The sequence below is a fragment of the Sporosarcina sp. GTC18466 genome (assembly GCF_055389225.1).
Window position 1 is genome coordinate 1,642,641 of the sequence record NZ_AP044037.1, and the last position, 12,918, is coordinate 1,655,558.

At 50.5% G+C, this 12,918-nt stretch carries 19 protein-coding genes; 7 read left to right on the forward strand and 12 right to left on the reverse strand.

Going from position 1 to position 12,918, the window contains the following annotated elements; all coding sequences use genetic code 11:
• Nucleotides 1-383: 383 nt before the first annotated feature.
• The 6 genes from ACZ5FK_RS07925 to ACZ5FK_RS07950 form a co-directional block, all read right to left on the reverse strand.
• A complete protein-coding gene (locus ACZ5FK_RS07925; protein ID WP_464804396.1) occupies nucleotides 384-890 on the reverse strand; it encodes a hypothetical protein in 507 nt (168 codons plus the stop codon).
• A 24-nt stretch (nucleotides 891-914) separates the two neighbouring features.
• Complete coding sequence (locus tag ACZ5FK_RS07930) at nucleotides 915-1,133, reverse strand: hypothetical protein (protein ID WP_464804397.1); 219 nt, start codon at nucleotides 1,131-1,133, stop codon at nucleotides 915-917.
• A 14-nt stretch (nucleotides 1,134-1,147) separates the two neighbouring features.
• Nucleotides 1,148-1,519 carry a hypothetical protein gene (locus ACZ5FK_RS07935; RefSeq protein ID WP_464804398.1) on the reverse strand — a complete coding sequence of 124 codons (372 nt, stop codon included), beginning with the start codon at nucleotides 1,517-1,519 and terminating at the stop codon, nucleotides 1,148-1,150.
• The gene (locus tag ACZ5FK_RS07940) at nucleotides 1,516-1,689 is read right to left on the reverse strand and encodes a hypothetical protein (protein ID WP_464804399.1); all 174 of its coding nucleotides are present in this window, start codon (nucleotides 1,687-1,689) and stop codon (nucleotides 1,516-1,518) included. Before ACZ5FK_RS07940 ends, ACZ5FK_RS07935 begins: the two co-directional genes overlap by 4 nt.
• Nucleotides 1,690-1,798: 109 nt before the next feature.
• Entirely contained in the window at nucleotides 1,799-2,113 is a 315-nt protein-coding gene (locus ACZ5FK_RS07945) for a helix-turn-helix domain-containing protein (RefSeq protein WP_464804400.1), read from the reverse strand.
• Nucleotides 2,091-2,300, reverse strand: a complete 210-nt coding sequence (locus tag ACZ5FK_RS07950) for a helix-turn-helix transcriptional regulator (RefSeq protein WP_464807397.1) — start codon at nucleotides 2,298-2,300, stop codon at nucleotides 2,091-2,093. The genes ACZ5FK_RS07945 and ACZ5FK_RS07950 overlap by 23 nt, the downstream gene beginning before the upstream one ends.
• Before the next feature lie 167 nt (nucleotides 2,301-2,467).
• Between ACZ5FK_RS07950 and ACZ5FK_RS07955 the strand changes: the two genes are divergently transcribed.
• From ACZ5FK_RS07955 to ACZ5FK_RS07965, 3 genes are all read left to right on the forward strand, one after another.
• On the forward strand, nucleotides 2,468-3,004 hold the full coding sequence (locus tag ACZ5FK_RS07955) for a helix-turn-helix domain-containing protein (protein ID WP_464804401.1): 537 nt from the start codon (nucleotides 2,468-2,470) through the stop codon (nucleotides 3,002-3,004).
• A 1-nt stretch (nucleotide 3,005) separates the two neighbouring features.
• Entirely contained in the window at nucleotides 3,006-4,184 is a 1,179-nt protein-coding gene (locus tag ACZ5FK_RS07960; protein ID WP_464804402.1) for a site-specific integrase, read from the forward strand.
• 121 nt (nucleotides 4,185-4,305) lie between these two features.
• The gene (locus ACZ5FK_RS07965; RefSeq protein ID WP_464804403.1) at nucleotides 4,306-4,494 is read left to right on the forward strand and encodes a 2-hydroxymuconate tautomerase; all 189 of its coding nucleotides are present in this window, start codon (nucleotides 4,306-4,308) and stop codon (nucleotides 4,492-4,494) included.
• Nucleotides 4,495-5,194: 700 nt separating this feature from the next.
• Here the strand turns inward: ACZ5FK_RS07965 and ACZ5FK_RS07970 are convergent.
• Nucleotides 5,195-5,713, reverse strand: a complete 519-nt coding sequence (locus tag ACZ5FK_RS07970; RefSeq protein WP_464804404.1) for a YwgA family protein — start codon at nucleotides 5,711-5,713, stop codon at nucleotides 5,195-5,197.
• A gap of 14 nt (nucleotides 5,714-5,727) precedes the next feature.
• Nucleotides 5,728-7,026 carry an HD domain-containing protein gene (locus ACZ5FK_RS07975; protein WP_464804405.1) on the reverse strand — a complete coding sequence of 433 codons (1,299 nt, stop codon included), beginning with the start codon at nucleotides 7,024-7,026 and terminating at the stop codon, nucleotides 5,728-5,730.
• A 210-nt stretch (nucleotides 7,027-7,236) separates the two neighbouring features.
• Here ACZ5FK_RS07975 and ACZ5FK_RS07980 point away from each other — a divergent pair, with 210 nt between their 5' ends.
• Nucleotides 7,237-7,869: an RsfA family transcriptional regulator gene (locus ACZ5FK_RS07980; protein WP_464804406.1), complete on the forward strand. Its 633-nt coding sequence runs from the start codon at nucleotides 7,237-7,239 to the stop codon at nucleotides 7,867-7,869.
• A gap of 50 nt (nucleotides 7,870-7,919) precedes the next feature.
• Here ACZ5FK_RS07980 and lipL read toward each other — a convergent pair whose 3' ends face one another.
• The gene (gene lipL, locus ACZ5FK_RS07985; protein WP_464804407.1) at nucleotides 7,920-8,747 is read right to left on the reverse strand and encodes an octanoyl-[GcvH]:protein N-octanoyltransferase; all 828 of its coding nucleotides are present in this window, start codon (nucleotides 8,745-8,747) and stop codon (nucleotides 7,920-7,922) included.
• Nucleotides 8,748-8,790: 43 nt separating this feature from the next.
• Nucleotides 8,791-9,762, reverse strand: coding sequence for a phosphate acetyltransferase (gene pta / locus ACZ5FK_RS07990; RefSeq protein ID WP_464804408.1), 972 nt, complete (start codon nucleotides 9,760-9,762; stop codon nucleotides 8,791-8,793).
• 177 nt (nucleotides 9,763-9,939) lie between these two features.
• On the opposite strand from pta, the gene hemQ reads away from it, so the two are divergent.
• A complete protein-coding gene (hemQ, locus tag ACZ5FK_RS07995) occupies nucleotides 9,940-10,689 on the forward strand; it encodes a hydrogen peroxide-dependent heme synthase (protein ID WP_464804409.1) in 750 nt (249 codons plus the stop codon).
• A gap of 54 nt (nucleotides 10,690-10,743) precedes the next feature.
• On the opposite strand, the gene ACZ5FK_RS08000 is transcribed toward hemQ, so the two are convergent.
• Nucleotides 10,744-11,088 carry a hypothetical protein gene (locus ACZ5FK_RS08000; protein ID WP_464804410.1) on the reverse strand — a complete coding sequence of 115 codons (345 nt, stop codon included), beginning with the start codon at nucleotides 11,086-11,088 and terminating at the stop codon, nucleotides 10,744-10,746.
• Between the two features lie 431 nt (nucleotides 11,089-11,519).
• Here ACZ5FK_RS08000 and ACZ5FK_RS08005 point away from each other — a divergent pair, with 431 nt between their 5' ends.
• Nucleotides 11,520-11,939 carry a cell wall hydrolase gene (locus tag ACZ5FK_RS08005; protein ID WP_464804411.1) on the forward strand — a complete coding sequence of 140 codons (420 nt, stop codon included), beginning with the start codon at nucleotides 11,520-11,522 and terminating at the stop codon, nucleotides 11,937-11,939.
• A gap of 23 nt (nucleotides 11,940-11,962) precedes the next feature.
• Complete coding sequence (locus ACZ5FK_RS08010) at nucleotides 11,963-12,325, forward strand: spore coat protein GerQ (protein ID WP_464804412.1); 363 nt, start codon at nucleotides 11,963-11,965, stop codon at nucleotides 12,323-12,325.
• Nucleotides 12,326-12,428: 103 nt separating this feature from the next.
• On the opposite strand, the gene ACZ5FK_RS08015 is transcribed toward ACZ5FK_RS08010, so the two are convergent.
• Nucleotides 12,429-12,809, reverse strand: coding sequence for a DUF423 domain-containing protein (locus ACZ5FK_RS08015; RefSeq protein ID WP_464807398.1), 381 nt, complete (start codon nucleotides 12,807-12,809; stop codon nucleotides 12,429-12,431).
• Nucleotides 12,810-12,918 lie beyond the last annotated feature (109 nt).

Consider the following 12,918-nt stretch of genomic DNA (forward strand, 5'->3'; position numbering starts at 1 on the left):
CCAGAACAGAACGCTTCCACTATTTCAGTTAATGAGTAGGGTTGTGCATAAGGATGACGTTTAAAATAGTTGTGGATCCGTCCGACATCAGCTTTCGCATCTGGCTTTGACTTGAACTTTTGGGGGAAAATCAAGGTGTAGTGTTTAATGCCAGGACGTTGTAAAGCCTTAACCACTCAAATAGCATCCCTTTTCAGCCAGTGACACTACTTCCCCCAATTTGCATTTGACTTTCACATTCAAATGCAGTAATATCTTAATTAACAGGAATGAACACATTCCCGATTGCGTATAATGTGATAAAGGTAATGGGGCTGCCAATAGGACAACCCTTGTTTCATGTCTGGATATTAGGTTGTCCATTCAGCATTCACCCCTTACTTTTACTGATCATGCCTTTCCGTTGCGAGCGGAGAAGGCTTTTTTTCTGCCTGTTTATCAATGGCAGACACTAACTCCGCAACCCAATCACACACTTCCTGACCACTCTCCGGTTCCCGTCCAAAATTATTTATGAACATCTTCCGGTTCTGCTGGAACGATACTTCCCGATCACGCTCTGGTGACATGAAGGAAACAACTTTCTGTGGCTGATCCAATTCGACAATCTGGTTGAACATGACTTCATGAAGGTTGTGAGCGCCCGTGCTTTCAATGTCCGTTTCTTCTACTGTCATACGGAGCAGTTCAGAAAGGATCTTCACCATGCGTCGCCATTCGTAGAACTTGAATGCTACGTTCTCACGCGGTGTATTCTCCATGTCCTGCTGCAGCTGCATGAATTCCGAAGCGACCGCCTGCAATGTGTCCACTTGATTCCTGATGTTACCCATTGCCCCATCTAGCAAGAGTGCATTGGTTTTGAGTGATTCAACGTTTGTTTGCTTCATCTTAAGTCCTCCCTAGTTGAGTTTTTAGTTTCGCAAGGCTGCCATGGTCTGGTTCATGTCGTCCAGGTTCCGCTTCATGAAGCCTGTGAGTGTGACCAATTTCAAAATGGCTGATTGGAGTTCCTTTGATTCCCTCCCCATGCCGTATGCGGAAAACTGTTCTACTACGTCCTCCTGCAAAGCGTGTAATCCTTCCATGATTTCGACTTGTACATCCAGTTCAGCGATTGCATCACGTTCCATCTAATTCACTCCTTTCAAATCCACCCAAGCTTTTTACATACGTCACTGATAAACGCCGACTTCCATCGTTGCGCGGTGCTTCTTCCGATATTGACCCGGTCGGCAGCAGCAGTGATCTTTACGCGTTCTTTGCTAAAATAGTAGAGCGTGATGAACGGGCGCCGTACTGGTTCCAATTCGTTGTAAGCTTCCTCAATAGCCGCTGTAATTCGCGTTATTTCATCAATCCGTTTGAGTTGTTGTACGAACGCACCGTACTCGTTCCCCAATTCCACTTCCCCGCTGATCAGCTTTGTGTAGTAAGGGATATTGCGGATATGATCATCCACAACCTTCACTAGATGGACCGGCAGTTCTGCAATCTTTGCGTTGTCTGTCGTCGTCACTGATTGTCCTCCTTTGTTAATTCGAACAAGTCTTCCAGGTGCTCCGCCACAATGCCGAACGCGTTCCCCTGGCCTTGAGCGAAATCTGTATCACCACCACATTTTTTTAGCTCCATCTGACGGTAGAATTCCACTGCCCGTTTCAGCTTTGCTTTTAGTTCATCATCCATCTCATTCACCTCTCTTCCTGATCCAGACGCGCCCAATGTACCCCCATGGCGAACATCATTGGAAAGCCGATGCAGACGGATAGTATTAGGAGGAGACCGTATTCTGTGGTCATTTCGATGACCCTCCCTTCAAACTCGCAAAGAACTTGATATCGTTATTTGTAGCGTTCATGTTCGCGGTCATTTCATCGAGAAACGCATCTACTTCATCGCGTTTGAACAAGTATTTCGAACCGACTTTGTAATACTTCAATCCGTTTTTGATAAAACGGTCTTCTATGATCGGCTTGCTGATATTGAGATATGCAGCTAGTTCGTTGTACGTCATGAAGTATTTTTGTTTGGCCAACTCGTCAACGCGTTTTTTGATTTCCGTTTCGAACATCGTTTTTACGGTTTCTTCATCGAATTGGATTTGAAGCACTTTTGCTTCCCTCCTTCCCAAAAATTTGATCCACAGTTGCATTTAGTGCTTTTGCAATTTTAAATGCACTTCTTATTGATGGAGCGCTTTTCCCATTTTCAATGAGCGAGATAGATGCCTTACTTAGACCGGTTATCACAACAAGATCCTTTTGTTTTAACCCTCTTTTTTCACGAAAAGATCTCATGCTATTCAAAACTATACCTCCTTTTTTAACCTTGGTTTATTAACTGTAGTTAAACTATAACATGCCCATGAAACAAATACAACGTTTTAACTGAATTTAATTTTACCGCAGTTAAACTTTGTGTTAATCTTAGGTTAATGGAAACAAATAAAAGGGAGGGAGTAATTTTGAAAAGTACGTTGGCTAGTTATTTGAAAGAACGTAGGGAAAAAAGAAATTTAACCTTACAGGAACTAAGCGAAAAAATTGGATATTCAGCAGCCTATATATCCATGGTTGAAAACGAAAAGAAGAAAAAACCTTCTTACGAATTCTTGTCTGCAATCGCAAAAGGTTTGGGGTTAAATTATAACTATTTGCTATACTCCGCCGGCTACATTGACCATGAAGATTACAATAAAATCGTTTTTCAAGATGAAACCGAGTTTATTAAAAGGTTAAACGAAGAAATCAATGACCTTGAGGGCGAAGAAGACGATGGGGACGGGACAAAACTTAAGCAACTTCGAGACAACTTGAATAAAAGAGAAGAAAGGTTGGTTGACAGAAAAAACAAGAGGTTGACCACTCCCAAAATAGATGAATTGGAACATTTATTAAAACCAGGAATTAGATTGTTCTATAAAGGAATAGAGTTATCCGACAAAAACAAAAATGATATCAAGATTTTTATTGAACATTTTATTACTAAAGAAGGTGAATGAAGTGGCATACATCTACAAACGCGGCTCCAAATGGGCATATCGTGCCTACGCCGGTAAAGATCCTGTCACTGGAAAGGACAAACAGGCAAGCAAGTCTGGCTTCCTTACGAAAAAAGACGCTCAATTAGCTGCAGCGCTGTTTGAACGTCAATTCCATAATGATGAGTATGTCAAGCCGTCTGTAGTAACGTTCGAAGCGTTATGCGAGGATTGGTTACGCCATTACAAAGCACAGGGAGTAAAGATAAGCAGTTATGAAACACGGAGAAAAGGACTGGCCCATTTAAAAGCAGACATCGGAGATACGCCTATTCAGAAGATCACGAAAAAGAGGTACCAGGACGCCATCGACAAACTAGCCGAACGATACAGTGTGAACACACTCATTATCATCCACAGTTCCGCACACATGGCATTGCAGTACGCGTACGATCACAAGATGATTAAAGAAGTTCCATCCAAAGGTACACGCCTGCCAAAGAAAAAGAAAACTGTCACCGAACTTGAAAACGAACATTTAGAGGATACTTTCTTTCAAAAAGAGGAATTACACACGTTTCTCATGACTGCAAAACAGGAAGGACTGTCCGGGGACTTTGTTTTATTCTCCACATTGGCCTATACCGGTCTGCGTATCGGTGAATTACTCGCCCTAAAATGGAAAGACATTGATTTTGAGCAACAAACATTGCGTGTGTACAAGACCTATTACAACCCCACCCATCGAAAAGACGCTTTCACACTTCATGAACCGAAAACTCAAAGTTCTGCCCGTACTATTTCAATCGATCCGGCTTTAATAAGGGTGCTGCAGGAGCACAAGGGAGAGCAAGAAGCGCTCATGAATGAGAATGCTCCCTTTTATGAAGACCACGGCTTCATCTTCACAGGGAATCAAGGATATCCGGTCACAATGAACATTGTGGCTAACCGTATGCGCCGGCTATTGGAACGCTCAAACATCACTAGGCGACTCACACCACACTCCATGCGCCATACCCACACTGCACTACTCATTGAAGCGAAGGTGCATATAAAAGAAATACAGGAGCGTTTAGGACACAGTAGTATTAATACGACATTCGCGGTCTACGCTCACCTAACAAAAGACGTAAAAAAAGAAGCCGCCGATAAGTTTGGCGACTTGATGAAAGACTTCTCAAATGAACTGTTTTTGTAAAGCATGAGCAGAAACATGAACAATTTTCGACACACCCTCTTGAAACGTTGATATGAAAGGCTTTATAATTAGTTAGTATTATATACACTATACCGAAAACTCATGGGAAGGGGGAAATAGTATGCCGTATGTAACCGTAAAAATGCTAGAAGGCCGCACAGAGGAACAGAAGCGCGCCCTTTGCGAAAAAGTGTCGCAAGCCGTCGCCGAGACAGCTGGCGCTCCGATCGAGAATGTCGTCGTCTTCATCGAAGAAATGTCCAAAAACCACTATGCCGTCGCAGGTAAGCGGTTGAGCGACAAGGACTGACCGGCCTGTGTGCCGGTTTTTTTGTGTGCTCAAGGGGCTTGGCGGGAAAATCGCTGCGACATATGGGTCGGTCCGGCGGTTAAACGGATTGTTCCGCCGGTTAGTCGGTCGCTGCCTCAGCTAAATGGATCGTTCCGGCGGTTAAACGGATTGTTCTGCCGGTTAGTCGGTCGTTCTCCCTGCTAAATGGATCGCTCCTTCGGCTAATCGGGCGTTCATCAGCCATAATCAGGCGTTCAGACGCTTAATCAGGCGTTCAACTGCCGGAATCGGGCGTTCAGACGGATAAATGGGCGTTCGACTAACGTAAATAGGCTTTCAAATGGATAAACGGGCGCTTAGTTGCCGCAATAAGGCGTTCATACGGATAAACGGATTGTTCCGCCGGTTAGTCGGTCGCTGCCTCAGCTAAATGGATCGGTCCGGCGGTTAAACGGATCGTTATACTAACTAAATGGATCGATGCGGCTGGTAAATGGATCGTTCCTTCGGCTAATCGGGCGTTCATCAGCCATAATCAGGCGTTCAGACGCTTAATCAGGCGTTCAACTGCCGGAATCAGTCGTTCAGACGGATAAATAGGCGTTCGACTGACGTAAATAGGCTTTCAACTGGATAAACGGGCGCTCAGTTGCCACAATTAGGCGTTCAGGGTGCTCCGCCGGCCTGCCATCGCGGCACAACCAAAAAAACCGGCATATTAGCCGGCGTGGGTGACGCGTGAGCAGTCCGCGAGTTCTTCGATGAAATCGAAGGCGGCTGCCATTTCCTCTTCGGAGAAGTTCAGTTTGTTTTTGACGATATGGACTTTGGCGATCTGCTCGTCTTTCGGCAGATGGTCGAAGTAGAGCAGCGTCGAGACGAGTTCGAGGAAGCGCGAGCTTTTCGTATTCAGTTTTTCGATGCAGGCGGCGAGCTCTTCCGCAGGGGCGTCGGCCGTTTCGGTGAAGCGCTCCCCTTCCTCGGTCACATTGTAGTGGTACTGGACATAGGAGCCCTTGTCCGTGCATTGTTCTGACAAGAAGCCCATCTCGCACAGTTCCTCGACCCGGAGTGTCAATTCCTCCGAATACGGTCCGTACATATGTAATTCATATTTTTCAATGAATGGAAAATTCATCTTTTTTGCGATATAGATCATCTTCTGCAGCTTTTTCCGGCCGCTCACTTGGCCAGCGAGGGAAATGAACTGCGTGATCTTGGCGTGTTCTTGCAACACGTTGCCCACTCCTTTCACTCATTCAGCATCCGGAGCATCTCCGCGAAACGCGGGTTGTCCCCTGCCTGCTCGATCAGCACATCTTCCGGGTAATAGATCTTATGGTCGGTGCGGCGCTTGCCCGAGATGGCGTCGACGATATCCGAAGACCTCGACAGCTCGCTCAGCTCGCCATTCTGCTTCTGCAAGTAGATCGGCACGCGCTCGTTCTCTTCGCCCGGCCGGTAGAAATCATACGGCAGGTCGGATGACGAGTCGGCCACGAGGTAGTATTCCGGATCGAGGCCGGCTTCGCGGAACAGCTGCTCGAGCTGGCCGATCTTCCGGTATTCCTTCGCCGGGTCGAATTCGGCATGCTGGAACAGGCGCCTGTTGATAAAGCGGTCGCACAAATCGGAAAGGATCGGATCCTTCTCCTTGCGCCACCACTGGAAATACGTCATCAAAACATTTTCATCGAGAGATATGTAGTCTTCCAGTCCGATCTTCTGATCGAAGAATGACAGGAAATGCACAGGAGCGTGCATGAATGAATAGCCGCTGGCGTGCAGCTGTTTCGCGCGGTGCAGGATTTTGATCAAGATGACTTCCGCACTGCGTGAAACGGGGTGGAAATAGACTTGCCAATACATTTGGTACCGGCTCATTATATAGTCTTCCACCGCATGCATGCCGCTAAACTTGATGACGACCTGGTCCTCTGTCGGCCGCATGACGCGCAAAATGCGCTCCATGTCGAAATGGCCGTACGACACGCCCGTATAATAGGCGTCCCGCTGAAGATAGTCCATCCGGTCCGCGTCGATCTGGCTCGAGATGAGACTGACGACGAGCTTGTCCGGATAGGTCTTCCCGATGACATCCGCCACCTTTTGCGGGAAGTCCGGGGACACCCGGCGCAGCACTTCATTCACTTCGGTATCGCCTGTCAGGATGCGCTGCGTGAACTGCTCATGATCCAGGTTGAACACCTTTTCGAATGCATGCGAAAACGGGCCGTGGCCGAGGTCGTGCAGCAGGGCGGCACACAGCGTCACGAGACGCTCTTCGTCATTCCACTCAGGACGTCCGCTGAACACGTCGTCGATAATGCGCCGGACGATCTCATAGACGCCGAGCGAATGCTGGAACCTGGTATGTTCCGCGCCGTGGAAGACGAGATACGTTGTCCCGAGCTGCTTGATCCGCCGGAGCCGCTGGAATTCCCGGGTGCCGATGACATCCCAGATCACCTGGTCCCGCACGTGGATGTACCGGTGGACCGGATCTTTGAACACTTTCTCTTCAAACAGTTTTTCATTCTTATAATCCACCTGTACACCTCCTCTGAAAGCACATTTCCTTAAGTATAGCAGAAAGACGCCCGCAAGGAAGATGGCAATCGAATTGTTTTTCGTCAGACTATCTTCTCAGGCGAGAAGTATATTTTTTGCACAACTCCCCAGTTTGCATGAATAAAAGGCTTGCATGCCGTCCACACTGACCGTAGAGAAAAGACTATGAAAACGGCAGGAGGCACGGAGATGGTGAAAGTGAGACAAGATGCTTGGCTTGAACAGGATGATATTTTATTAGCTGAAACGGTATTGCGTCATGTACGCGAAGGCAGCACCCAGTTGAGTGCATTTGAAGAGGTCGGCGATGCGCTGAACCGGACGGCTGCGGCATGCGGCTTCCGGTGGAACGCGGTCGTCCGCAGAGATTACGAGAAGGAACTCGCGGAGGCGAAGAAGGAGCGCAAGCAGGCGATGCGCGTGCTCGGCCCTGATTTCAAGCGCCGCAACCAGCAGCTCTATACGGGCGCGCCGGCCGGGGAAGGCGAAGAGAAGGCAGCTGTTCCGCTGTCCGCCTTGTCCCTTGACACGGTCATCGCCTACTTGATCCGCCTGCATCACAGCGGCGGCGGGGATTCCGAATCGCTCCGCTGGAAACATACAGCGAAGGTCGCGAATGACAAGGTCCATTCACTTGAGAAGGAGATTGAGAAACTCCGGCAGGAAAATGCCACGCTCAAGAGCGACTACGAACAGTTCGTCCAGATCATGAACCGGGCGCGGAGACTTGTCACGCTTGACGAAGACGACGACCGGGTCGCACCGGTCTTCACGATGGAGAAGAACGGCAACCTCGTCATCAAAGAACCGCCGACGACTTGATTGCAATAAAAAGGAAGCAGATGGCGATCATGCCATCTGCTTTTTTCCTGTTAGCCGAGTAATTTCGCATTCCGATCAACGACGCGCTGGAGATAAAAGGCATACAGCGGCATTTCGTCAGGCGTGAAGCCGCCTGTGCGAACCTCGCCGGAAAGCGAGTGGAGCAGCTGTTGCAGACGGATGATGACGCCTGGAACGGTGATCGGTTCCCCGAGCAGTTCCGCGAGCGATGCCATGACATCCGGCTGAATCTCTGGATAGGCAAATTTCGTTTCGGCACCCTGAAGGCCCGCTTCGTACACGGAGCGGATCAGCTCGGCCCGCTTTGCCCCGCTTCCTTCGACGCATAAATACACCTGCACGGCGACGCCTTGGCGGAGCCTGCGCTGGGAGATGCCGGCGAATTTCTTGCCGCCGATGCTGAGATCGTATGAACCCGGGCAATAGGAACCGACAATCTCATAGGCTTCGATGCTGTCGGCTGCTTCTGGAAACAAGGCGCGCACGAATTCCAGCATAAGCTCGTACCCTTCTGGAATATCGATTGCGCCCCGCTGCTCGGACAGGATGATGCTGATGTTGAGCACGCCTTCGTCAAGCACGACCGCAAGGCCCCCTGAGTTCCGGACAATTGCTTCGTAGCCGGCGTCCGTGATGACCGAGAGCGCATCCTCGATATGGGGCATCCGGTGATCCTGGATGCCGAGCACGACCGTTTTCTCATGCACCCATGTGCGGACGCACGGTTCACTCATCTGCTGGCCGACGAGCTGGCAAAGTGTATCGTCCGCGGCGAATGATTCTAGTGCGGAACGCCCTCTTCCGCTGATCGATTCATCAATGAACCTCCAGGCGTTCTGTTGTAAAGTCTGATTCATAGTCTGTTACTTCCTCTTTTGGATTGATGGTATCAGGCAGGCTTTAAATGCTTTGGGCCGCCGTCAGCAGGACAAGTTTATAGACATCCTCCGCGGAGCAGCCGCGCGACAGGTCATTGACAGGCGCGTTCAGCCCTTGCAGGATCGGTCCGATCGCTTCGTAGCCGCCGAGCCGCTGCGTGAGCTTGTAGCCGATATTGCCCGCTTCAAGGGACGGGAAGATGAACACGGTGGCGTCCCCTTTGATCACGGAATCCGGCGCTTTTTTCTCGGCGACTTCCGGCACGTAGGCAGCGTCAAATTGGAATTCCCCGTCGATCATCAGGTCGGGAGCGAGCTCTTTCGCGATCGAGGCTGCGAGGGCGACTTTCTCGGTCTCCTCGCTCACCGCGGACCCTTTCGTCGAGAACGACAGCATGGCGACTTTCGGCTCGATGCCGAACGCTTTTGCCGTCTTCGCGCTTTCGACAGCGATTTCGGCGAGCTCCTGCGCGGTCGGTGCGATGGTGATCGCGCAATCAGCAAATACGAGCCGCTCCTCCCCTTTCATCATGATGAACGCGCCGCTCGTCTTCGTGACACCGGGCTTCGTCTTGATGATCTGGAGCGCCGGGCGCACCGTCTCCGCCGTCGAATGCGCTGCGCCGCTGACAAGCCCGTCCGCGCGGTTCGCATAGACGAGCATCGTTCCGAATGTATTGACGTCTTTCAGCAGTTCCCGCGCTTCATCCAACGTCACTTTTCCCTTGCGCCGGCTGACGAACATGCCCGCGAGCTCTTCGAAATCGGACGCCTGCATGGGATCGACCACTTCGATGCCCGCAAGCTCCACGCCCATTTCCTTTGCAGCCGCCTGGATCTGCTGTTCATTGCCAAGAAGGAGCGGTTTGACAATTCCCTCCTGATTGAGGCGGGCCGCTGCATTCAAAATGCGCGGGTCATCCCCTTCCGGTAACACGATTGTTTTGCCTTGGCCGCGTAGTTGTTGAGTGATTCCAGTGAATACATCCGTCATCTTCCTCACACCTTCCGTATTCATTCGATACCTTTAGCATACACCAGGCAGGCGCGTCCGAACAGCCCGGCACTTCGTGTCAAATTGTTGACACCCATTCGTCCGCCGCCGTCTTTTCCTTAGGAATATGCTACACTGGGAATAGTTAAAATCCATATTGAAGGAGTTTGAAGATACATGAACGAAGCAGCGGTAACACTCGATGGTTGGTATGTATTGCATGATTTCCGCACGATGGACTGGGCCTCTTGGAAATTGATTTCGAAAGAGGAGCGCAAGCAGGCGGTCTCGGAATTCATGGCATTCCTGGATAAACTGCAACAGGCGGACGACGAAAAGACGGGCAGCCACGCATTTTACACAGTGGTCGGCCAGAAAGCGGACTTCATGCTCATGATGCTTCGCCCGACGATGGATGAATTGCAGCAGCTGGAAGCGGAATTCAACAAGCTGACGATTGCGGACTTCACTGTGCCCGCTTATTCGTACGTGTCGGTCGTTGAGCTGTCCAACTACCTGGCAGGCGAATCGAACGAAGATCCATACCAGAACCCATACGTCCGCGGACGCCTGTATCCGGAACTTCCGCGCAGCCAGTACATCTGCTTCTACCCGATGGACAAGAAGCGCGAAGGCGACGACAACTGGTACATGCTCGACATGGACAACCGGAAAGCGCTCATGCGCAGCCACGGCATGATCGGCCGCAGCTACGCAGGCAAAGTGAAGCAGATCATCTCCGGCTCCGTCGGCTTCGATGACTACGAGTGGGGCGTCACGCTGTTTGCGGATGATGTGCTCCAGTTCAAGAAACTCGTCTACGAAATGCGTTTTGACGAAGTAAGTGCGCGCTATGGCGTGTTTGGCTCGTTCTTCGTCGGTACGCTGTTGGACGGAGAGAAGAAAGAGGAATTTTTCACAGTTTAATATAGGTGAAATGAAAAACGCTCAAGGCAGCCAGGCCTGAGCGTTTTTTCGTGCTTACATGGAGCCGATCACAAGGATCAGCAACAGGAATATGGAGAGCAATAGGCTAAGCAGGATCGTCAGCAGCGCCACAATCGAATTATGCCTGAACTCCCGGATGCCGAAAACGAAGCCGCCGCCGATGACAATCAACCATATTGTGTCAAATAACTTTTCAGGCATCCCCGCCAGCGTATCCGTGAAGAACAGGAGAAGAAGTATGATTTGCAGGGCCAGCGAGCTGACGCCCATCACGGAAGGCTTTTTCTTCGTGTTCCTCTTTTGGATATGCAAATAAACCCCGATCAGAAGGAAAACAAAGACCAGCCCCAACCCCAGCATCATTAAAATACTTGTCATGAACTCCCCCCAGTCCCCGTACTGTATAACATTGACGAATTACCTGCGAGAAGGTTCAGAGATGTGTGGCTGCCGAAACGGTTATGAAAGAGTTTTGGCACGGAAAGACGCGGGGATTGCTTACTTTGCGGTGCTCGTTGCTTACTTCTGGCGCCTTGTTGCTTACTGCCGGCTCGCCATTGCTTACTTCTATCGAACCATTGCTTACTTTCGGCCCTTCATTGCTCACTTCCGGCACCTCATTGCTTACTTAGGGGGACCCCCCTCATCGCTCCAAATCAGCTAGATCGATCGCAGCCTCCGCCTCATTTCTATACGAGTGAAATTTTTAATATTCATGAACTATCTCCCCCTATTGCCAGCAATTTTGCCATAGCTTTGGAATGAAGAGCCACGGGCCGGCATACCGTTAGTTGTGAGGGGGTTTTGCCGTGGCTGTCATTAAAGCCACTGACAAAGAAGTGGAGCTGCTCGCCCGCTTGATGCGCGCGGAGGCGGAAGGTGAAGGGAAACTGGGTATGTTGATGGTCGGGAACGTGGGCGTGAACCGGGTGCGGGGGGATTGTCTGGATTTCCGCGATATCCGCACTTTGCAGCAGATGGTCTATCAGCGTCCCGGCGGTTTCGAGGCGACGGTGAAAGGATACTTCTATCAGCGCGCACGGGAACAGGACAAACGACTTGCGCGGCGGGCTATCAATGGTGAACGGTTCCACCCTGCCGAGCGGTCGCTCTGGTTCTTCATGCCATCAGGCGATTGTCCTGCCCAGTGGTACAATCAGGCGAACACCGGCCGGTATAAGTCACACTGCTTCTTTTCCCCATCGGAGCAAGACTGTCCGAAAATCTAATGTTGAAAGGATGAGTATGTACGATGGTCCAATATTATTGGAATCCGAATTACCAGCAACAAACGATGCCTCAGCAAATGATGCCGCCCCAAGTGACGCTTCCGACCGGCCGCCCGCCCGGCCGGGAAGAATCCTACATTGAAAACATTTTGCGTCTGAACCGGGGAACGCCCGGCGTCTTCCATTTTTCGTTTGAGCACGCCTTGGCTCCTGGCCAGAATACGGTCGCCATACAAGGGCGCGTCGAGGCGGCGGGAAGGGATCATGTCATCCTCAGTGAAATCGGAACGGAAAAGCGCTATTTATTCCCAATGATCTATTTTGATTATGCCGAGTTCAATGAGGAACTGAACTACTTCAATCAGAATCCATATGTACAGCAATAGGGGCTGACCGGCTGACCGGCCGCCACCTTCACTCCAGGCACAGTTCGCATTTTGCGTCCTGTGCCTCTTTTCATTGGAATGAAAAAAGCCCTCCGAAGAGAGCTTAGCGGCCGAATTTGACGGCTGCGATGATCAGCATGATCCATCCTGCGATGAAGGCGACACCGCCGATTGGCGTGATGGCGCCGAGGACGCCGATTCCGGACAGGCTGAGTACATACAGGCTGCCGGAGAAGATGATTGTTCCGGCGAGCAGCAAGTATCCGGCCCAGCTCAGTTGCGTGGACGGTCCAAGCAGTGCCGAACTCATCAGGATACCGACCGCAATGAGGCCGATCGCGTGGAACATCTGATACTGCACGGCGGTCTCCCAGATGGCGAGATAGTGCTCGGACAGTTTCTCCTTCAGCGCATGGGCGCCGAATGCGCCGAGCGCGACAGCGAGTGCCGCGTTGACAGCACCTGCGATGATGAAAAATGGCATATGGGTTCCTTCTTTCATTGAAAATACAGTGCCCCTCTATCGTACCTGTTTCCGTCCCATTTGTACGAATTCCTGCATGACAAGTTTTCGACAAATAATTAGACGGCCC

Coding starts and splice junctions, on each gene's coding strand:
- ACZ5FK_RS07925 (WP_464804396.1), bottom strand. CDS start 890: ATGAAGCAAACAAACGTTGAATCACTCAAAACCAATGCACTCTTGCTA.
- ACZ5FK_RS07930 (WP_464804397.1), bottom strand. CDS start 1,133: ATGGAACGTGATGCAATCGCTGAACTGGATGTACAAGTCGAAATCATG.
- ACZ5FK_RS07940 (WP_464804399.1), bottom strand. CDS start 1,689: ATGGATGATGAACTAAAAGCAAAGCTGAAACGGGCAGTGGAATTCTAC.
- ACZ5FK_RS07950 (WP_464807397.1), bottom strand. CDS start 2,300: ATGAGATCTTTTCGTGAAAAAAGAGGGTTAAAACAAAAGGATCTTGTT.
- ACZ5FK_RS07965 (WP_464804403.1), top strand. CDS start 4,306: ATGCCGTATGTAACCGTAAAAATGCTAGAAGGCCGCACAGAGGAACAG.
- ACZ5FK_RS07980 (WP_464804406.1), top strand. CDS start 7,237: ATGGTGAAAGTGAGACAAGATGCTTGGCTTGAACAGGATGATATTTTA.
- lipL (WP_464804407.1), bottom strand. CDS start 8,747: ATGAATCAGACTTTACAACAGAACGCCTGGAGGTTCATTGATGAATCG.
- pta (WP_464804408.1), bottom strand. CDS start 9,762: ATGACGGATGTATTCACTGGAATCACTCAACAACTACGCGGCCAAGGC.
- hemQ (WP_464804409.1), top strand. CDS start 9,940: ATGAACGAAGCAGCGGTAACACTCGATGGTTGGTATGTATTGCATGAT.
- ACZ5FK_RS08000 (WP_464804410.1), bottom strand. CDS start 11,088: ATGACAAGTATTTTAATGATGCTGGGGTTGGGGCTGGTCTTTGTTTTC.
- ACZ5FK_RS08010 (WP_464804412.1), top strand. CDS start 11,963: ATGGTCCAATATTATTGGAATCCGAATTACCAGCAACAAACGATGCCT.
- ACZ5FK_RS08015 (WP_464807398.1), bottom strand. CDS start 12,809: ATGCCATTTTTCATCATCGCAGGTGCTGTCAACGCGGCACTCGCTGTC.